This window comes from Psychrobacter sp. CAL346-MNA-CIBAN-0220 (assembly GCF_040309805.1).
Taxonomy (GTDB): Bacteria; Pseudomonadota; Gammaproteobacteria; order Pseudomonadales; family Moraxellaceae; genus Psychrobacter.
In genome coordinates, this window is the sequence record NZ_JBEOPF010000003.1 from 15,059 (window position 1) to 35,612 (window position 20,554).

At 43.1% G+C, this 20,554-nt stretch carries 15 protein-coding genes and 1 pseudogene; 8 read left to right on the plus strand and 8 right to left on the minus strand.

Features of this window, described 5'->3' with window-relative positions:
- Positions 1-65: 65 nt before the first annotated feature.
- From AAEY88_RS07735 to AAEY88_RS07745, 3 genes are all read right to left on the minus strand, one after another.
- Positions 66-767: a DUF1003 domain-containing protein gene (locus AAEY88_RS07735; RefSeq protein WP_350561134.1), complete on the minus strand. Its 702-nt coding sequence runs from the start codon at positions 765-767 to the stop codon at positions 66-68.
- A 156-nt stretch (positions 768-923) separates the two neighbouring features.
- Complete coding sequence (locus AAEY88_RS07740) at positions 924-1,946, minus strand: lipoate--protein ligase (RefSeq protein ID WP_350561136.1); 1,023 nt, start codon at positions 1,944-1,946, stop codon at positions 924-926.
- A gap of 369 nt (positions 1,947-2,315) precedes the next feature.
- On the minus strand, positions 2,316-3,710 hold the full coding sequence (locus AAEY88_RS07745) for a SidA/IucD/PvdA family monooxygenase (RefSeq protein WP_350561138.1): 1,395 nt from the start codon (positions 3,708-3,710) through the stop codon (positions 2,316-2,318).
- A 459-nt stretch (positions 3,711-4,169) separates the two neighbouring features.
- Here AAEY88_RS07745 and AAEY88_RS07750 point away from each other — a divergent pair, with 459 nt between their 5' ends.
- Positions 4,170-5,273, plus strand: coding sequence for an alkene reductase (locus tag AAEY88_RS07750; protein ID WP_350561140.1), 1,104 nt, complete (start codon positions 4,170-4,172; stop codon positions 5,271-5,273).
- 176 nt (positions 5,274-5,449) lie between these two features.
- Here AAEY88_RS07750 and AAEY88_RS07755 read toward each other — a convergent pair whose 3' ends face one another.
- Positions 5,450-6,451, minus strand: a complete 1,002-nt coding sequence (locus AAEY88_RS07755; protein WP_350561142.1) for a pirin family protein — start codon at positions 6,449-6,451, stop codon at positions 5,450-5,452.
- A gap of 29 nt (positions 6,452-6,480) precedes the next feature.
- Positions 6,481-7,764: an NAD(P)/FAD-dependent oxidoreductase gene (locus tag AAEY88_RS07760; RefSeq protein WP_350561559.1), complete on the minus strand. Its 1,284-nt coding sequence runs from the start codon at positions 7,762-7,764 to the stop codon at positions 6,481-6,483.
- Positions 7,765-8,260: 496 nt separating this feature from the next.
- Here AAEY88_RS07760 and acs point away from each other — a divergent pair, with 496 nt between their 5' ends.
- Together acs and AAEY88_RS07770 are read left to right on the plus strand one after the other, a co-directional pair.
- Positions 8,261-10,231, plus strand: coding sequence for an acetate--CoA ligase (gene acs, locus AAEY88_RS07765; protein WP_350561144.1), 1,971 nt, complete (start codon positions 8,261-8,263; stop codon positions 10,229-10,231).
- Positions 10,232-10,373: 142 nt separating this feature from the next.
- Entirely contained in the window at positions 10,374-11,588 is a 1,215-nt protein-coding gene (locus tag AAEY88_RS07770; RefSeq protein WP_350561146.1) for an NAD(P)-binding protein, read from the plus strand.
- A 55-nt stretch (positions 11,589-11,643) separates the two neighbouring features.
- Here AAEY88_RS07770 and AAEY88_RS07775 read toward each other — a convergent pair whose 3' ends face one another.
- Entirely contained in the window at positions 11,644-12,075 is a 432-nt protein-coding gene (locus AAEY88_RS07775) for a hypothetical protein (protein ID WP_350561148.1), read from the minus strand.
- Positions 12,076-12,861: 786 nt separating this feature from the next.
- On the opposite strand from AAEY88_RS07775, the gene pgsA reads away from it, so the two are divergent.
- A complete protein-coding gene (gene pgsA / locus AAEY88_RS07780; RefSeq protein ID WP_350561149.1) occupies positions 12,862-13,542 on the plus strand; it encodes a CDP-diacylglycerol--glycerol-3-phosphate 3-phosphatidyltransferase in 681 nt (226 codons plus the stop codon).
- A gap of 110 nt (positions 13,543-13,652) precedes the next feature.
- Here pgsA and AAEY88_RS07785 read toward each other — a convergent pair whose 3' ends face one another.
- Together AAEY88_RS07785 and AAEY88_RS07790 are read right to left on the minus strand one after the other, a co-directional pair.
- On the minus strand, positions 13,653-14,147 hold the full coding sequence (locus AAEY88_RS07785) for a pyridoxamine 5'-phosphate oxidase family protein (RefSeq protein WP_350561151.1): 495 nt from the start codon (positions 14,145-14,147) through the stop codon (positions 13,653-13,655).
- Positions 14,148-14,434: 287 nt separating this feature from the next.
- Positions 14,435-14,929: a pyridoxamine 5'-phosphate oxidase family protein gene (locus AAEY88_RS07790; protein WP_350561153.1), complete on the minus strand. Its 495-nt coding sequence runs from the start codon at positions 14,927-14,929 to the stop codon at positions 14,435-14,437.
- 549 nt (positions 14,930-15,478) lie between these two features.
- Between AAEY88_RS07790 and purL the strand changes: the two genes are divergently transcribed.
- From purL to AAEY88_RS07810, 4 genes and pseudogenes are all read left to right on the plus strand, one after another.
- A complete protein-coding gene (purL, locus tag AAEY88_RS07795; protein ID WP_350561561.1) occupies positions 15,479-19,528 on the plus strand; it encodes a phosphoribosylformylglycinamidine synthase in 4,050 nt (1,349 codons plus the stop codon).
- A gap of 172 nt (positions 19,529-19,700) precedes the next feature.
- On the plus strand, positions 19,701-20,036 hold the full coding sequence (locus AAEY88_RS07800) for a type II toxin-antitoxin system RelE/ParE family toxin (RefSeq protein ID WP_350561155.1): 336 nt from the start codon (positions 19,701-19,703) through the stop codon (positions 20,034-20,036).
- A complete protein-coding gene (gene nadS, locus AAEY88_RS07805) occupies positions 20,026-20,307 on the plus strand; it encodes a NadS family protein (protein WP_350561157.1) in 282 nt (93 codons plus the stop codon). Before AAEY88_RS07800 ends, nadS begins: the two co-directional genes overlap by 11 nt.
- A gap of 24 nt (positions 20,308-20,331) precedes the next feature.
- Positions 20,332-20,523 (plus strand): annotated as a pseudogene (locus tag AAEY88_RS07810) (phosphoribosylformylglycinamidine synthase subunit PurQ); the annotation flags it as partial.
- Positions 20,524-20,554 lie beyond the last annotated feature (31 nt).

The following is a 20,554-nucleotide window of genomic DNA, read 5'->3' on the forward strand; positions in this document are numbered from 1 at the left end:
AGACCAATCTGATATTTGTTTATAGCAGATTTAAAATTTCCTCAAAGAGCAGGATGGTAATTATCCTAATGCTTTTTGCTCATTTCAGATAATAAATCCAGTTGTATTTCTTGTATTTCAGCCAGCCTATCCCATTGATGCATTAAAAGATGATCTAGTTTTTCATGCAAGTGTTGAATTTCAAGCTCAGCTTTTAAGTTAATTTGATAATCATTTTCTGAGCGCAATCTGTCTTTTGTTTCCTGTCTATTTTGGCTCATCATAATCACAGGTGCTTGAATAGCAGCGATACAGGACAATATTAAATTTAATAGAATAAACGGATATGGATCAGCAGGATGGGCGATCATCACCATGGTATTTACGGTAATCCAAATGGCTAGAAAAATAGCAAAACAAATGAGAAATGACCAACTACCACCAAACGTTGCAATTTTATCTGCCAACCGTTCACCAAAAGTCCATTTTTGATCTAAGGTCGTATCAATATTTTTAGTGATGAGTTCATGCTGTTGCATACTTTTAATCAATTCAGATTCAAGATCTGTCACCTCACCTTTTTCAGACTTTAGTGATGAGTGAACATACTTCGTTCGATACTGACTCAAATCAGTTTGGCAAATATAATCTTTAGGTGAGCATTCGGAAAAATCATGTGAAATTTCTTGTGTAATGGCTTCTCGTACGGTACCTATAGGTGTAAGGCTGTTTATAGGATAATTTTGTCCACAAACAATACATTGGTGCGATTCATTTCTTTTATTCATAACCACACCCTTTTATAATGATCGTAGAATTATTGAATAGTGTAGACATTGAAGCTCTATATAAGCGTACCGCTAGATACATCATCTAGCCGCATTTTTTATTAGTTTAAACAATCAACCAAACTGTCTAGCAAGCGTAGGCCAAATAATCATAGATTACATTTTACTAAAATCCCCACCTTGCATCTCTCCAACCAACCACTTCTCAAAATTATCAACTTGCGCCGCTAACTCTGGTTGAGCGTTCTTTAATTCATCAAGTTTGGATTTAACGTCATTCTTATTGTATTTAATCCCGGTCAGCGCCTCTTTTAAGAGGTCAATCAATTCAACATTCAATGCATCAGAAAAGATAACCACTTGTTCAATCACCGCTTGCTTCACATCCATGTGCAAATCAATCATGCCCCAATCAAACCGAGTTTCGATACGATGCGAAAACTCAGGAGTTTTGCCAAAGCGCCAATCCCAGTCTGACATTTGCTGGTAGTATTTATTAAGATTGGGCTGCTTTGCGAGGCTGTCTTCATCTAACTCTTCTACTACAACTGTTTGTCCATAATACTCACAAAACGCCTCGATAATCGCTTCAGACAGTGTCTCGTGATTAATGTCTTTATTGAATTCAACTAAGTTAGCGACACGTGAGCGCACGGATTTGATGCCTTTTGCTTGTAATTTTAGTGGGTGCGGATTGAGATAATCGCCAAGCTTTTGCATGTCGGCATTCACTAATAAAGTGCCGTGGTGAAAGCTGCGATCAATGGCATGTTTAAAGGCGCTGCCTGATATTTTTCGATCGCCAACTTGCATGTCGTTGCGACCAGATAACTCGGCGTCTATACCCAGTTTTTTTAGCGCGTTTATGATGATGGTAAAATTAGCCGCCTGATCATACTCGTTTTTGGGCGATAAAAAGGTAAAGTTGGTATTGCCTAAATCATGAAACACCGCGCCACCACCACTTTGACGCCGAGCAAGAAAGACATTGTCTTCTTCCATTTTATCAGTCTTACATTCTACCCAAGGGTTCTGTGAGCGTCCAATAACCACCGTTTCAGCATTACGCCATAAGAATAGCGTGTGCGAATCAGGGTCAAGCGCTTGGAATATCCAATCCTCAGTCGCAAGGTTGAACCAAGGGTTGGTCACGGCAGACTTTAAGATACGTAGTTTCATTTATTCAAATCCTTTATAGAGTAGCTTTGATAGACTAGCTTTTATAAGCTCGCCTTTCTAGATTAGATGCCGTTATTTTTACTGATGTGCGATCAGAACTCAATGATTCTTTAAGATAACAGTTTAGTTAGGGGCTTTTGATTATGGCAATTAACACTATAGTTAATCCAATTTGGAAACGGTACAGTGCTACTGGGATGAATTTTTTGCAGCCTCTGTCACGCATGCGAACAGCACGCAAGAAAAATTTATCCCAGTAGCACGTTGCTATAAACGACTCTCTTTTATTTTGAATCGACTATATGCGATAGGTTTTAGCCTAGACAATTTTAAGGTAATAAAAAGCTGGGCAAAATGCCCAGCCTACGTCTATTTTATATCACCTGACTCGACACCAAAGTTTTGAAAAATCTTTAAAGCTTCGGTGTTATAGACTTGCTTGCCAACCAATTGATTGACAATACATCCCGCTCTATAGGCGCCCAGTCCTAAATCTCCAGCACCAACGCCGTGGCTGTGAGTTTCTTGATTTTGGACAAAAATCTTGCCGCCATTGCCAGAATTGTCCAAATGACTTCGATAACCCAAAGTATAGTTCCTATTAACTTGAGGTTGTCCAAATTCATCATACTCAATAGTAGGCAGTAAGGTATCAAGGCAAGGAGGTAAGCCATCTCGATAGCCCGTCCCTGCAATCACACAGTCGTATTCGGCGGTAAACTGTTTATCTTGCTCATGCTGTCTCAAAGTCACGTTAATCGTATCGTCGTTGCGCGTATCGTTAGGTGTATTATTAAGCGTGTCATTAGACGTATTATTCAACTGGGCATCCAGAAGTTCGCAATTGGACAAAATAATAGAGTGGGTCTGTTGATTGGCGATGCTACGTTCATAGAGCTTATGATAAATATCCGTAATAGTGGCAAAGCTGATACCTTTATGTAGCAAATCTTGCTTTGACACCACTTTGGCTTTAGTGGCCGTTTTTAAATTGTGAAAATAGTTGATGTAGGTGGGACTAAAATGCTCTATTCCCAATGGAGAATATTCCATGGGGAAAAATCCTGTGGAACGTGTCATCCAATCGAGCTGAAATTTTGCGTCATTATTCTCATCCAACTGTTGGTCAAACAGCGATCGATACACCTCCGCTGATGACTGCCCAGAACCTATTATTAGCACTTTAGTGAGCCTATCGCTACGCCGAATAATGCTCAAGTCAAAATTAGTTGAATAGTCAGCCGTATGCATACAGCGATGCGGCGCTTGCTTGGCTATTTGTTGCAAAAATGGCGGCAGTGTTGGCTGTGAGCCTGTGCCGATTACTATATTCTTGGCCGTATATGTTTGGTTTTTACCCTGCTCGCAGACAGTAACTTCAAAGCCATCATTCTCTGTTATGAAAGCCACATTAATCACTGGCGCATCAAATACTAAACTACCCAATTGCCCTGCTACCCACTGACAGTAGTGATTATACTCTTTACGATAAATGGCATAATCTTCTAAAAAATAAAACTTCAGTAATCGATGCTGGCTATGCAAATAGTTTAAAAAGGTATACGTGCTGGTTGGGTCAATTAGGGTCACCAAATCTGCCAAAAAAGGCACCTGTAAGGTGGTATGGGGCAAAATCATACTTTTGTGCCAATTAAATCCCTCTTTTTGCTCAAAAAACTTGCTATTGATATTAGGCTGGTTTGCTAGCAATGCCGCCAAACTAAGATTAAAGGGCCCTAGGCCGATACCGATAATATCTAACATTAAGACCCTCCATTTGTTTTTGCATAGTCATTGCTAGGGTTAATATTTAATAACTGCTTTGTGATAATTTATACTAAACATCAAGAAAATTGAGAATATTTACGTACACGGATTGTGTCCTAGCAAGCCCTGCTAGATAATCTGTTAGATCATTCAAATTATTCTATTGATTCCTCAATTCTTGCTGTTGTTGTTCAGTTATCAGCATAATCTAGCCTGCGCCGTTTTCATTAAATCTATTAGCTTAATACGATGATAAGAGTACTTGAACAATGAGTATTATAAATATCGATATCACGTTATGTTGGTGTTTTTGTTTGTAAAACTTACTTGAATAACCCCATCTATCCCCTATAAAGAAAACCGATAAGAGCAGCTTTAGGAAGGCTTTTATAAGTATTTTTAACTCAGAATTTTACTAACAATAATTTTTATACAGCGCAATAAATAGGACAAACCATGGCACACGATAATTTATTTGAACCCATCAAAATGGGCACCCAAACTTTAGACAACCGTATCATTATGGCGCCGTTGACTCGCTTGCGTGCCGTTGAACCTGGTGATGTTCCCACGGCACTGGCTGGTGAATATTATTCTCAGCGTACCGGTGCAGGTCTCATTATCGCTGAGGCAACGCAAGTTTCCTTTCAGGCCAAAGGCTATGCCGGTGCACCAGGTATTCATACCCAGGATCAGACCACGGCGTGGAAAACGATTGTGGATGATGTGCACGCCAAAGGCGGTAAAATTGTCGTACAGTTGTGGCATACGGGTCTTGTCGCACACAAAAGCGTGCAGCCTGATGGTCAAGCCCCTATCTCTGCCTCTGATGTCAACGTCGGTATTCGTACTTCGCTGCGTGATAGCGACAATCAAGCCATCCGTGTGGATGCGACAACGCCTCGTCCCGCGACTATTGATGAAATTAAGCAAGTAGTTGCTGACTTCGCTCATGCGACCAAATGCGCGCAAGAAGCTGGTTTTGATGGGGTAGAAATTCATGGCGCCCATGGCTATCTGCTACATCAGTTTTGGGCACAGCACACCAACCAGCGTGACGACGAGTACGGCGGTAGTCGTGACAATCGCGCTCGTCTAACGCTAGATGTTATTGATGCGTGCGTGAGTGCCTGGGACGCCGACCATGTTGGTATTCGTATCTCTCCACTTGGTACCTTTAATAATGTAGAGGCTGGCTATCACGAAGATGAAAATATCTGGCTGATTGAGCAAATCAATAAGCGCGGTATCATGTATATACATTTATCTGAGCCTGATTGGGCAGGTGGCACGCCTTATAGCGATGAATTCCGTAAGCGCGTTCGCGGTGCCTTTGACAATATGATTATTGCCGCTGGTGGTTATAGCGTTGAGAAAGCTGAAAGAAATATTAATAAAGGCTATATTGATGCGGTGGCTTTTGGTCGTGATTATATCGCCAATCCTGATCTGGCTGAGCGTATTCGCCAGGATGCGCCGCTTAATGAGCAGCATCCGGAGAGCTTTTATGGTGGCGGTACGCAAGGTTATACCGACTATCCATTTTTAAATCAGGCTTAATTACTAACTGTTTAAAGACGATTATTTAAACAGTTATTTAAAATAGTCATTCAAATATGATGGTTACAGTGTGCAATATGCCATAAAAAGCCGCCCTACTATAAACAGTAAGGCGGCTTTTTTTATTTAAGTTCTAATGTTGTACTTTGAATGAATAGGTCAGGGTTCTGATGGAATTAACCAAAATTACCGTTCTGATAATCGCGGAAAGTTTGTTTGAGTTCCTCTTGAGTGCTCATCACAAATGGTCCATAGCCCGCCACCGGTTGTCCGATGGGTTCACCGCTCAGCAGAAGTAACTTAACAATAGACCCTGAATTAGAATCAGAAATTGCAGGATAAGTTAGCATGATGCTATCGGTAGCATTAGTAGCTACTGGAGAATTAACTGCTAAAGAGTTTTCAGTATTACTTGTATTGGGGGCAGCAAACTGAATAAGCTTGCCAGCATTGACTGGCCTATCATTTATAAGCAGCTCACCTTCTTGTACTAGTAACATCACATTGTGGCTATTTGGAATATCTAGCATTGTGGTTCCTGTTGCCCACAGCTTGATATCCCATAGATTAATCGGGGTAAAGGTTGTCGCCGTACCCGTTTTATCTTGCCAAGTACCTGCAATAATAGTGGCGCAACCTATCTGAACCTCATCATTATTTGTCTTAGCGTAATCATCAAAGTGCTGAGCGTATAAATCGATAGTGGGCATCTCACCACGCTTAAGGGTTTGGTACTTAGGGTCAGTCAGTTTATGCTGACGGGGTAAGTTTATCCACATTTGTACCATGCTAAAGAGTCCACCGCGCTGCCCAAAAGCGGGTGAATGAAACTCTTCATGTATGATGCCTCGCCCGGCGGTCATCCACTGGACGTCACCTTCTAAGATAACACCGCTACCGCCAGCAGAATCCGCATGACTGATCTCACCAGCATAGGCAATAGTTACGGTCTCAAAACCTTTATGCGGATGCTGACCGATACCATGCGGCTGCGTCTCATAAGTTGGATTGGGTGTAAATGTCGTTGGGTTGCCATAATCAAACAATAAAAAGGGATCGGTATGGCTGTAGTTAAAGTCAGAATCCGAGGTCATGTGGTTGATCAGGGTTTGTACGTAAAAGCCGTCACCCACCCAATGGTTTGGCTTATCGCCATGAATGTTTTTGATTGCGCGCATATCGCACCTCGTAAGCCGGAGTTTATTATTTAAACCACTTCACCACAGACGAAGCCGCTTGCCCATGCCCATTGAAAGTTATAGCCGCCAAGCCAACCAGTGACATCGAGCACCTCACCAATAAAGTATAGGCCGTTTTGATAGTTGCTTTGCATGGTTTTGGAAGAGACTTCATCGGTTATTACGCCACCGCGAGTGACTTCAGCAGTACGATAGCCTTCAGTGCCGGATGGCTTAAGTTGCCAGCCGTTGATAGCTGCGCCAAGCTCGCTTAAGCGCTCATCTTTAATATTGGCCAGCTCTTTATCTTTGATATCGTCCCACAGTGTTGTTTGCAGCGCAGTCAGTAGTTTTTTGGGTAGTGTGTTATCGGTATTATCGGCGAGTACCGTACGAATTAGCTGCTTTGGGTGCGAATTCTTATGCGTAAGCAGTAGCGCGGCGATATCAGTATCGGGCAGTAAGTTAATGCTAAGGTATTCGCCCGTTTGCCAATAGTTAGACAACTGCAGCATAGCAGGGCCAGACAATCCGCGATGAGTAAATAGTAGTGGTAGCCGGAACGAAATACGGTCATTACTAGCAATCACTGGTAGGCTGATGCCTGCTAAAGAACGAATCAGCTCACCGGTTTTATCGGTAAAAGTAAAGGGCACAAGACTGGCATCGATAGGGTTTAAGTGATGCCCAAATTGCTGCGCTAGCTCATAGCCGAGACCACTGGCGCCCATGGTTGGGATAGACAGTCCGCCAGTAGCAATGACCAGCGATTCACAGCTATAGTTAGTCTGAGGTGCCTGTGCTTCAGCGGCTATTTCTTTTTTACTGAGCTTCTTACAGGTTCGTAATTGAAAACCTTCGCTCTCATTATTCTTATTGACTTGAACCTGCTCAATCTGAGTATTGAGCCGTATTTGCACACCTGCCGCGGCGCATTCATCGAGCAACATGGTGACGATATCTTGCGCAGAATCATCGCAGAATAGCTGCCCATGCTCGCGTTCATGATAGGCAATCTTATGCTGCTCAACCATCCCAATAAATTCCCAACTCGGATAACGACTGAGTGCGGATTTACAGAAATGCTGATTGGCGCTGATAAAATGCTCAGGCTCGACATAATAATTGGTAAAGTTACAGCGCCCACCTCCTGACATCAGGATTTTTTTGCCTACTTTATTAGCATGATCCAGTACCAGTACGCGGCGGCCACGGCGACCTGCCGTCAGCGCGCAGTATAGCCCCGATGCGCCAGCGCCAATAATAATGGCATCATAATGGGAGTGGGATTTTGCCTTGCGGTGATTGTCCATTGCAGCTACTTCCATAAAGCGAGATGTTTAAAAAAACGTAAAAATAAGGCAGATAATATCATTAAAAATAGCGTTTAAAACGCTGTAGTTAGAGTGGCTATTGTCCACATTTACTCAACAGTTACAAGGATTAATGACAGTGAATATCCAAATCAATACCAAAGGCAATAAAGGTAATAAATGCTTATAGATTAAGTAGATATGGCATAAGCGCTAAGTGTACACTTGTAAGGTGATAATGTTGTCATTAGATGTTGAGGTCTTGCATCAGCCCCCCTTATTTGTCAAACTAGAACTAGGGCGTCACTCATTATGGAAGATGACACCACGTCGCCTACGCCCACTGTGAATATTGAATAGCAGCTACTTAGAAGGTAAGTAATAACCCAAGTATTAGCAATATATTTAACTTCTCAGGCGTCAGCTTTTGCAGTACAAATATCCAATATTATCGATAACTGGCGTAGGCAATAATAATTAAAAAAGGAGTAGAACTATGACCCAAAAATCATTTCCCATTACGGCTGAATTTATCGCCGCCGCCAATATTACCCCCGAGCAATACGCGCGCGATTACAAGCAGTCTATCGCCTCGCATGACGCTACTGATGCTTTTTGGGCGGAGCGCGCTGAACAGATTGATTGGATAAAAAAACCGACCAAAATCAGTAATGTCAGCTATGACTTAGATGATTTTCGGATTAAATGGTTTGAAGATGGTGAACTTAATATATCAGTCAACTGTTTAGATCGTCACCTAAAGACCAACCCTTATAAGCCCGCTATTATTTGGGAGGGTGACCATCCTTCCTTACATAAAATCATCTCATTTAAAGAGCTGCATGCGGAGGTTTGCCGCCTAGGGAATGCGATGCGCAAACTGGGTGTCAAAAAAGGCGATCGTGTCACACTTTATATGCCAATGATACCGGAAGCTATGATGGCCATGCTGGCGTGTACGCGTATTGGTGCGGTACATTCAGTAGTATTCGGTGGTTTTTCTGCTGAAAGCCTAGGCAACCGTATCATCGATAGCCAATCCAAGCTGGTTATCACTGCTGATGAAGGCCTGCGCGGTAATAAACGCACCCCATTAAAAGTGAATGTCGATCACGCCTTAGATATGGAGGGTACCGAAAGCGTCGAAAAAGTGATTGTGGTACATCGGACGGGCAATTCCATCCCAATGAGCGGTCGCCGTGATATCTGGTACCATACTTTGATTGAGGGCGAAAAAGAGCAGTGCGAACCAGAAGTGATGAATGCCGAAGACCCGCTGTTCTTATTATACACCTCCGGCTCTACCGGTAACCCTAAAGGCGTGCTACATACCACTGGTGGCTATATTACCTATGCACTATCAACCTTCCGTGATGTCTTCGATGTCAAAGATGATGATGTCTACTGGTGTACGGCTGATGTTGGTTGGGTAACTGGTCATACTTATGCTACCTACGCGCCCCTTGCTAATGGCACCACGACAGTCATGTTCGAAGGCGTGCCAGAATATCCAACCTGGGCACGGGTCGGTCATATTATCGATAAACACAAGATCAGTATTTTATATACTGCACCAACGGCTATTCGTGCGATGATGAAAGAGGGTGATGATTTTGTACGGGAGTCTGACCGCTCAAGCTTACGTCTGCTCGGTACCGTCGGTGAGCCCATCAATCCTGAAGCGTGGGATTGGTATTATAATGTCGTCGGTAGTGGCCATTGTCCCATTGTCGATACTTGGTGGCAGACCGAAACCGGTGGCATTTTACTGGCGCCGATACCGGGTACGGTGGCGATGAAGCCGGGTGCGGCAATGAATCCATTATATGGTATCAAGCCAGAGGTCATTGATACGGATGGTACAGCGCTCGAAGGGCCTGCTGAAGGTAATTTGGCTATTAGTAATAGCTGGCCGGGGCAAATGCGTACCATTTACAATGATCATCAGCGCTTTTTGGAAACTTATTTTAGCACCTATCCAGGTTATTACTTCACCGGTGATGGGGTACAGCGTGACGAAGATGGTCACTACTGGATTACCGGCCGCGTTGATGATGTGCTTAATGTCTCAGGGCACAGGTTAGGTACTGCCGAAATTGAAAGCGCCGTGGATTCTCATCCGTCTACTGTCGAAGCTGCGGTGGTGGGGATGCCGCATGAAATTAGAGGCGTGGGTATTTGTGCTTTTATCATTTTAAAGTCTGGCGAGACGGCAAGCGATCATTTAAAAGCGGAACTTAATCGCCATGTCCGCAACGAGATTGGCCCTATTGCTAACTTAGACGCTATCTATATCGTAGACGTTTTACCTAAAACGCGCTCCGGTAAAATCATGCGCCGCATCCTTCGCAACCTTGCTGCCGGCCAATATGTGGGACTGGGTGACTTGTCTACCTTAGCCGATAGCTCCGTCATTAATAAGTTGGTTGACGTGGTTAAAGCGGAACGCAAAGTCTGCCGCTCATAGCTAGTCAGCAATTAACGTTAAATGCCTAAAATAAGTCATACTATTAAAAGTAGGGTGACTTATTATTATCGATGCTAAGTTTCTCTGTTAATTTTTATTCTTCTTATTTTTAGCCAAATATTTGATAAGGCCTACTGTCACTATGACTGAACATTCTCTGTCTCATACCGGTAACGCTACCCCTTTCACTGCTAATAGCGACCATGGCGCACCGAAAATAGCAATCGTCGGAGGGGGTTTGACTGGCTTACTTACTGCTACATTATTAGAGCGTGGACTGAGTCAGCAAAAACAAGATAACGCTGCTCCTAAAGCAAGCTCACCCCAAATCACCATCTTTGAAAAATCACGCAGTGTTGGGCGCTTAGCAACACGCTATCATACGGATAAGAACACCAATAAAAATTGGCAATGGGCATTTGGCGCGCAGTTTTTTACCGCCAAGTCAGATAGCTTTTCACAGTTTATTAAGCCGTGGTTAGACAGCGGTTTATTGCAACCGTGGTGTGCAGAAGTGGTTGAGTTAACCCTAGCCAATGACAACAAACAGGCACCCGATATTAACAAAAAAGAGCAGTGGGATACCACCCATGCGCGCTATATCAGTACTCCAAAAATGACCAGTTGGGGGCGAGCGTTAGCAGATAATTTATGCTTAACGACAGTACAGTTTAAAACCCGGGTCGCGCCGCTTAGCGAGCCCAAGGCGGTTACTGATAAAAAAACTGAATTGTTTGATACGAACGGCGCCAGCTTAGGCGGCTTTGATTGGGTGATTTGTACCGCGCCAAATAATCAGGCGCTAGAGTTAATGGCGGACAGTAATTTCACTGAGCAAGCGCAAATCAGTCAGCCACAAATGCAAGCGTGTTATACCCTAATGCTTGGCTGGGATGGTGTTCAGCAGTTACCCGAGACCTTAAATAGCAAAGCAAAAAGTGCAACGCCAGCATGGGATGTGGCTTACGTGCATGACTCACCCTTAGACAGAATCTTTATTGAACATCATAAACCCGCCCATAGTGATTTATTGCCCAGTGTCACTATTCATGCCCGTAACGACTGGTCGCAAGCGCATGTTGATAATGATATTGAGACTGTGCAGGCAGAACTGCTACAAGCTGCTAAACAGGCATTAAACTGGGACAGCAACACTGCGCCTAGCCAAATAGATTGCCACCGCTGGCGCTATGCGGCAACCGTCACTAATACTGAGCGTAAAGAGCTGGGTGTTTTAGTTGATGAGACTCATCAATGGATCGTCAGTGGCGATTGGTGCGCTCAAGGTAATATCGAAAGCTGTTACTTGATGGCAGCAGAAACAGTGCAAGCGATAACTACGGCGATTAATAAATAGGCCAAGTAAACCGATCATACTAAGAATCGCCACTCGCTAAAACATCTTTTGCTTCTTACTCACTTACTGGCGCTGCTTGCTCACCTGCATAAGCTTCTGAATTTTCTTCGATATTTTTTAGTCGATCGCTTTTCACGGCACTTGTGTAGCCAATCACCCCAAAGATAATCATAGCCGCACTAGCCATAATCAAAGGCCTATCCGTGGGGAATAAATTATGCTTAACTAAACCTTTTCTGACCAATGGTAGCGCCAAAGTTCCGCCAATAATCAGCATGAGTGCTGACGAAATACTTATTTGAAATGCCCCTAAGCCCGTGATTATGAAAAGTATGCCCGTGGCATAAGCCCATATTGTGCTCTTATTTTCTGCTTTTCTATCTGCTTGCTCAATCGAATGTTGTACTGACGCACTGCATTTAGGACATACTATAGCAGTGGCGCTTATTTTCTTACCGCAATCGGAGCATTTAATCAGATTAGCCATATCACTTGCCAAGGTTAAATTTAGATAACTTTAACCGATTAGTGATTTTTGAGCAACATCAGTAAAACACTATTACTGAGATTGTGTACCTGTTAGAGAATAATGAAGCTTAAATATCAAAATAAGTAGCTCAATAGATCACCCTTAAGGTGGATAACAATATTTTACTATAGCTATTAAGTGATTAAGATTTTGAGCAAATGGTGAGTAAAATAGAGGTCAATTTACGATTTTAGGGTAGTAAATTCTTATTTATCAAGGTTTTAACAGACAAAAAAAGGCCCACAGAGGAGGAAACTGTGGGCTGAGGAAAACTGGTTATATAGCTAAGCTACAAATTCAGTGGTTGTTGCTTGTTATTGTTATTCGCTCTTTGCTGTTACTTATAGAGATAAGGACAGTTGCTAATAATTCAATAGTTTCTAATATTTAATTACAAATTTCAGTGTACAACTGTGCTTTCAGATATTCATCATAGCGGAAATTAGCAGTACTAAGTCAGTTCTGTTACATGACATTACGTTTAAAGAAGTATTAATATATTGCCCTGGTTTGAAAGAATCTAAATAACCAGTTATTTTTCTTTGTAGGCTTTAATCTGTATAGCCTTTAAAGTAATATATAAAAATAATATCAGTACTATTAGTATGGTTTTAAAAGAATGAATAAGCTGCTCTATAGGTTACTATTGGTACCAATGATCATACAGAGATGGCATGACGGCATGCCTGAAAAATGCTAAGCTAGCAGCAATCCTTACGTCTACTATATAAAACTGGGTTTGCCATGACCGAGAGCACGAACTTGCACACGCAAGAACCGCAACCACTGCAAAATGACAGAAGTATCTTTAATTTGCCTAACAATCTCACAATCGCGCGTATCCTAATGATTCCGCTATTTGTGGCGATTGCTTATTGGCCACCAGCAATGGGCATTGGCATGCCTGCGATTTCTGACAATGTCATTGCGCGGGTAGGGATGAGTGAGTTTAGTGATAGTTTGCTGCGGCATTTGTTATTGACGGTGGTATTTGTTATCGCGGCGATTACTGATTGGCTCGATGGTTATTTTGCGCGTAAGCTGAACGTGATATCTGCCTTTGGGCGGTTTTTAGATCCGGTCGCTGACAAGCTGATGGTAGCAGCGGCGCTGATTATTTTGGTACAGTGGCATCCCAATATTATTATGGCGATAGCTGCGATTGTGATTATCTCACGTGAGATTGCCGTATCAGCACTGCGGGAATGGATGGCAGAGCTAGGCAATCGTACTAGTGTCGCGGTCTCTTATGTCGGCAAACTTAAAACTGCCTTCCAAATGATTGCCATTACGGTGCTGTTATTAAACTGGGAATCACTTGAGGTGATTGGTTATGGTTTGATGGTAGCAGCGGTTATTTTAACGTTATGGTCGATGTTTATTTACATGAAAGCGGCATGGCCTTATTTAAAGCAAAGTGGCTAGTTTTAAGAGGTCAAATTAAAGTTCTAGCAAACAAAAAAACGCCAGTCGCATTGAGCCACTGGCGTTTTTTATTGTCTTACTTTTTTATTATATTGCTTTTTGAATCTAGCTTACAACGTTACCGAGAAGCTTTCACCTAAGCTATCACCAACAGCAGTCTCTGTCACTGCAGCGGCTGTAATTTTAAATACATTAGCAAATGAATTGCCATTAGCCCAATATTCAGCACCATGAGGAATTACTTTTATCAGCTGAACTTTAGGGTCTTCTTTACCCTGTTCAAAGTAGGCGTTGTACATCACTGACCACAATTCATCAAGCTTGTCTTTGTCTTCAACCAATTCCGCTTTACCAGCAATAGAGAGATAATTTTTATCATCTTGAGTGGCGTAAGCAAGGTTCACTTCTGGGTTTTTCTTGATATTTTCAACAGTAGCAGAAGGTTTATGACCGATGAACCAAATTTCTTTCGCACCAATACTGGTTTCAGTCGTATTCATCGGACAAGAATGTAGATGATCATCACTAGTGCGGGTGGTCATCATGGTATATTTGATATCTTTTACTAGGTCTTGGATTTTATCCATTTGTTCTTGTTTACTCATAATATTCATCCTTGTGGTCTAAAGTATTTATTGTTTGAGAGTAACTGGTTTAGTGACTATAAACTGACTTTATAATGAACAAGTTTTATTGTGCGCTTAATCATAATCAGCTATTAATATAGCGAGATAGGTCGATATAACAATAGAGGTCGTCTGTAATACGCTGTGAAAGTTTGTAAGCTTACTTCTATCAGATGTGTACCTAAAATCTAGCTCATGAAAAGCGCCAATAAGACATACTCTTACTGACGCTTCAGATGGATATCTTATAGTGTCACTTCATCATACTATAGCGATATATTGAACTGCTCGCCTACATCTTTAGCCGTCTTACCGTCTTGTACCGCTGCTGCTGCCATCTTAAACATATTTATTGTAGAGCTACCACTAATCCAGCACTCGGCGCCATGCGGTACCACTTTTATTAGCTGGACTTTTGGGTCTTCTTTGCCATGTTCAAAAAAGGCGCTATCCATTGGCGACCATAGTTCATCTAGTTTGTCTTTGTCCGTTGACAATTCTGCATTACCACTGATAGAGACGTAATTCTTCGCATCTTGGGTCGCATAAGACAGTCCCACTCTTGGATTTTCCTGAATATCTTTTACGACATCTGAGGTTTTATCGCCAATAAACCAGATCTCTTTGGCGCTAAGACTGGTTTCAGTAGTAGTCATCGGCCAAGCGTGAATGTCGCCTTTATTATTAATCGTGCTCATCATGGCGAATTTAATATCTTTTATGACGTCTTGGATTTTGTCAATTTTCTCTTGGTTGCTCATAATATGTCCCTATTGGATTAAATCAGTAAATTAAATTAGCGGATTAAATTAATTTTAGTATGCGTTTTTTGATAATGGTTTCTTTTATTAACGTTTCATAGAATAGCGACAGTTACCCATGCTGTTATATAGGCTGCCAGTAATGGGATGTGAGCGTTTGTAAGGACTACGAGAGTTAGGTAAAACGGGCAATAGTCTTATTCTGTTAATAGCCAAGTCTGCTTATTGATGCGAATTGGAACGTATGATTCTAATAAAAATCGAGCATTATTAGATTCTATGATAAATAAAATAAGAACGGCGTATAAATTTGCAAGGCCAGCAAAATTCCCTCACTTGCTATGCGGCTATACCACTCCAGAGGCTTCGAAAATTTCCCACAGCCATGTTGTATCGTCTTTACAGTAGACCTACTATAAGACAGGCAAAGGCAAGATTTATCGCCGTTTGGCCCTGTTTCTTATTGGGCTTCTTGTTATAATGCGCAGACCTTTTACTTTGTATGGCAGTGATGCCACCTCGATCCTATATCCTATGGAACAAGCCTTTATGATGACCATCGCCGGACAACCGTTCTTAACCGACTTTCAGACGCAGCAACTCATCAGTCAGTTTCAGCAAAAAACCAATCTAAGTATCACCCAAATTAGCACTCAACAAGTCTATGTGCTATCAAGGGAATTAGACGGTGATGAGCATAAAAAGGCATTAGATTTGCTTGGCGTTAATAAAGGGGCTGATGACAATATTGAAATTACTGCGCCAGAAAATAACCAATTACAGGTAACCGTAAGTCCACGCTTTGGCACCATCTCACCGTGGGCAAGTAAAGCGACCGATATTTTTAACAACTGTGAAATTGAGATTAATCGCGTTGAGCGGGTTATTGTTTATACCCTAACTGTCGATGGTGAGGTTAGTGAAAGTCAGCTGAGTGAAAAACTACCAAAAGCTGCCGAGCAATTATTATTTGACCGCATGACCCAAAGCTTATCTTATGACTTAAGCGACGTTAGCAAATTATTTGACGACCAAGCGCCAGCATCATTGAATCATATCGACGTGATAGAGGAAGGGCGCGAAGCATTGGAGTCTGCCAATACTACTTTTGGTTTTGCATTATCTAGCGAAGATATCGATTATTTAATGAATGCTTATGTCAATGAGCTAAAGCGCAATCCGACTGACGTTGAACTAATGATGTTTGCGCAAGCCAACTCAGAGCATTGCCGTCACAAAATCTTTAATGCGCAGTGGACGATTGATGGTGAAGTGCAGTCTAAATCATTATTCCAGATGATTAAAAATACCTATAAAGCCAATCCACAAGGGATTTTGTCGGCTTATAAAGACAACGCGGCAGTGATGGCAGGGTCTGAAGGCTGGCGTTTTTATCCGGTTCCTGAAGCTACAACTGACGGTACTGTTAATAATGACGCCGCGCATCTATATGGCTTTCATCAAGAAGATATCGATATCTTAATGAAAGTTGAAACGCATAACCATCCAACGGCGATTGCGCCTTATGCGGGTGCGGCAACGGGCGCTGGTGGTGAGATTCGTGATGAAGGCGCAACCGGTCGTGGCGGTAAGCCAAAAGCAGGCTTGACTGGTTTTCATGTGTCACACTTACATATCCCAGAGCTTGCTGAGAAATGGGAGCAATCAGGTCAATTAAGTACGCAGGATTATGGTACGCCGGATCGTATGGCGACCAGCCTTGAGATTATGACCGAGGCTCCTTTAGGCAGTGCCAACTTCTCTAATGAGTTCGGTCGTCCAAACTTATGCGGTTATTTCCGTAGCTTCCAGCTGGATACCTCAGCGGCAAAAGATGGCAGCCAAATGCGCGGTTATCATAAGCCGATTATGCTGGCTGGTGGTTATGGCAATATCAAACGTAACTTAATTGAAAAAAATAGCATTCAGCAAGGTGATTTACTTATCGTTCTTGGTGGCCCGGCGATGCAAATTGGTTTGGGTGGCGGAGCGGCATCTTCGGTCGATAGCGGTTCATTAGATGAAGGCTTGGATTTTGCTTCCGTTCAGCGTGATAACGCTGAAATGGAACGTCGCTGTCAAGAAGTGATGGATCGCTGCTGGGCCTTAGCGGGTAATGATGTAGATGTTAGCAATGATGGCAAAGACGGCAATCCAATCGTCTCGCTACATGATGTGGGCGCAGGCGGCTTATCAAATGCTATGCCAGAATTGGTCAATGACCATGAAATGGGCGCGCATCTAAACTTGCGTAAGATTCCATCGTTAGAAGCTGGCATGTCGCCAATGGCAATTTGGTCGAATGAAGCGCAAGAGCGTTATGTGTTAGCAATTCATCCTGAAAGCGAAGCTCAGTTCGATGCTATTTGTGCGCGTGAGCGCTGCCCGTATGCCATCCTAGGAACAGCGACTGATGTCCGTCAGTTGATTGTCGATGATGAATTATTAATGGAACAGCCCGTTGATATGCCCATGCAAGTCTTGCTTGGTGGTACACCGCAGATGAAGCGGAGCTTTAGCCGTCAAGAGAGTACTTTGCCAGCGCTAGAGCTTGGTGAAGTAAATTTAGCGGAATCTATTACTGACGTATTGCGTCATCCTACCGTTGCTAGCAAGTCATTCCTAATTAGTATTGGTGATCGTTCTATCTCTGGTATGGTCGTACGCGATCAGTATGTTGGTCGCTATCAAGTACCGGTTGCTGACTGCGCGGTAACCGCATCTGGTCTGCTCAATCTTGATGGGCAACCAATGAGTGGTGAAGCGATGAGTGTCGGTGAACGTACGCCGGTCGCCCTGATTAGCCCAACTGCATCTGCACGCATGGCCGTTGGTGAAGCCATTACCAATATTGCTGGCGCTCGCATTTCTAAGTTGTCTGATATCACTATGTCGGCAAACTGGATGGCTGCTTGCGGTGATGATGTCGAAGATGCTGCCTTGTTTGATGCAGTTCATGCGGTTGGTGAAGAGCTATGCCCTGCGTTAGGTATCGCTATTCCAGTGGGTAAAGATTCACTATCCATGCGGGCCAATTGGACGGATAGCGATGCCAACAATTCTGAGCAAGGCGCACAAGATAAATCAGTCGTCTCGCCCATGAGCTTGGTCATTACTGCTTTTGCACCAGTGGTTGATGTGGCACAAACGCTAACCCCTGAACTCATTAATGGCGATAGCGCGTTTTATCGGATTGATTTATCCAAAGGAAAATTACGCTTAGGCGGTTCAATCCTCGCACAAACTTTAAGCCAATTGGGTAATGACTGCCCAGATTTAACCCAGCCTAGCGACTTGGTCGATTTCTTTAACTTTATCCAAGCCGGTAACGCACAAAGCGTTATCAGTGCCTATCACGATATTGGTGATGGTGGCTTATTAGCAACTATCGCTGAGATGCAATTTACCAGTCGCCAAGGTATCAAGCTATCACTGACCGATGATAATTTATTGGGTCAATTATTCAGTGAAGAGTTAGGCGCGGTCATTCAAGTTATGCCAGAAGATGTGCCAGCCTTAATGCAATTGGCAGAGGAATTTAACGTCAGTGATATGCTCAGCCTAGTCGGTCAAAGTTGTGAGGAAGAAAGTTTACTTATCCAAACCCCAACGTCAATTGGTGATAACACGCTCAGCTTTAGCCGTGGCAAGTTACAACAAGAATGGAGTCAGGTCAGCTATCAAATCGCCCGTCGCCGTGATAACCCTGCGTGCGTACAACAAGAATATGACTTGATTACCGATAGCAGTTATCAGGGTCTGATTGCCACGCCGAACTTTGATTTGAGCCAAGCGATTGAAGCGCCTTACCTGAATAGCCGAGCCAACAAACCAAAAGTCGCTATCTTGCGTGAGCAAGGGGTTAACGGTCAGTTAGAAATGGCAGCAGGCTTTACCCAAGCGGGCTTTGAAGCAGTAGACGTGCATATGAGCGACTTGCTCAAAGGCCGTATTAATCTACGCGACTTCGAAGGGTTAGTGACTTGTGGCGGCTTTAGCTACGGTGACGTATTGGGCGCAGGCTCAGGTTGGGCAAATTCCATTCTTTTCCATGATGATTTGCGCATGCAGTTTGTGCGCTTCTTTGCCCGTCCAGAAACCTTTACCCTTGGTGTCTGTAACGGTTGTCAGATGATGGCGCAGCTCAAAGACTTAATCCCTGGTGCGGAGAACTTCCCACGTTTTATCGCGAACAAATCGGCTCGCTTTGAAGCGCGTACGGTTAACGTAAAAGTTGAGCGCACCAAGTCAATATTATTTAAAGGCATGCAAGACAGTATCTTACCAATCGCTGTTGCGCACGGCGAAGGCTTTGCGACGCTTAATGCTACAGAAATTGACGGTATGGCCAAACATGGTCAGCTTGCTATGCGCTTTGTAGACAGCCAAGGTCAGCCAACTGAGACTTATCCGCTCAATCCAAACGGTTCGGTCGGCGGGGTCACGGGTCTATGTAGCACCGATGGTCGCGTTACGATTATGATGCCACACCCTGAGCGTACGTTACGTGCGTACAATCACAGCTGGAAACCAGCTGTCTGGGACGAAGATGGCGCGTGGATGCGGATGTTCCGTAATGCGCGGGCTTGGGTTCGTTAGGATAGTTTGAGTTACTTTTAGATATAAAAAAAGGTGGGCTTCGGCTCACCTTTTTTGTGTTTGAATTTTGATATGGGGTAGCTATTTTGTTATTGCCGATATTGAATCGAAATAATATTGGTGATGTACGTCAATGACGTATATAATTAAGAGTAACGATAAAGGATTTTAGATGCTACATTTTATAGAAACCCCATTATTTACTAAACAAGTGCTTAAACTATTAGATGATGACAACTATAAAGAGCTACAAGCAGATTTGATTCACAATCCAGAGCAAGGAAGTTTAATTCAAGGCACTGGTGGTGTTAGAAAAACCAGATGGGCGCTGAATCAAGGTAAAAGCGGCGGCGTGCGTATTATTTATTATTTCGTTGATAGTCATGGAATATTTTTTATGTTACTTGCCTACCCGAAAAATAAAAAAGTGAGTTTGTCGAGCCAAGAGAAGTCGAGCTTGTATAAATTAACCCAACAAATCAAAGAGGTATATAACCATGATCAATGAATTTTATGATGATTTATCTACGTCGTTGAATCAAGCGTTGGCGATTGTCAATGGAGACGCCCAGCCTAGCCGACAGTTTAGCCATGATATACCTAACATCAAATTGATTCGTAGCAAAACAGGGTTATCGCAACAGCAGTTTGCCGATAAATTAAATATCAGCCCTCGTACGCTACAAAACTGGGAACAAGGTATTAGAAACCCGACAGGGGCAACGATTACGCTTATGCGCTTATTAGATAAACAACCTGATTTGATTGCTTTGGCTTAGTAGGTTAAATAAGCTGTTACCTGATTTTCGTTCAATCCAAACGGTTCAGTCGGCGGTGTCACGGGTCTATGTAGCACTGACGGTCGCGTCACGATTATGATGCCGCACCCTGAGCGTACGTTACGGGCGTACAATCACAGCTGGAAACCGGCTGCTTGGGATGAAGATGGTGCGTGGATGCGGATGTTCCGTAATGCGCGAGCTTGGGTTCGTTAAGATAGACTAAAAATTTTTAGATAATAAAAAA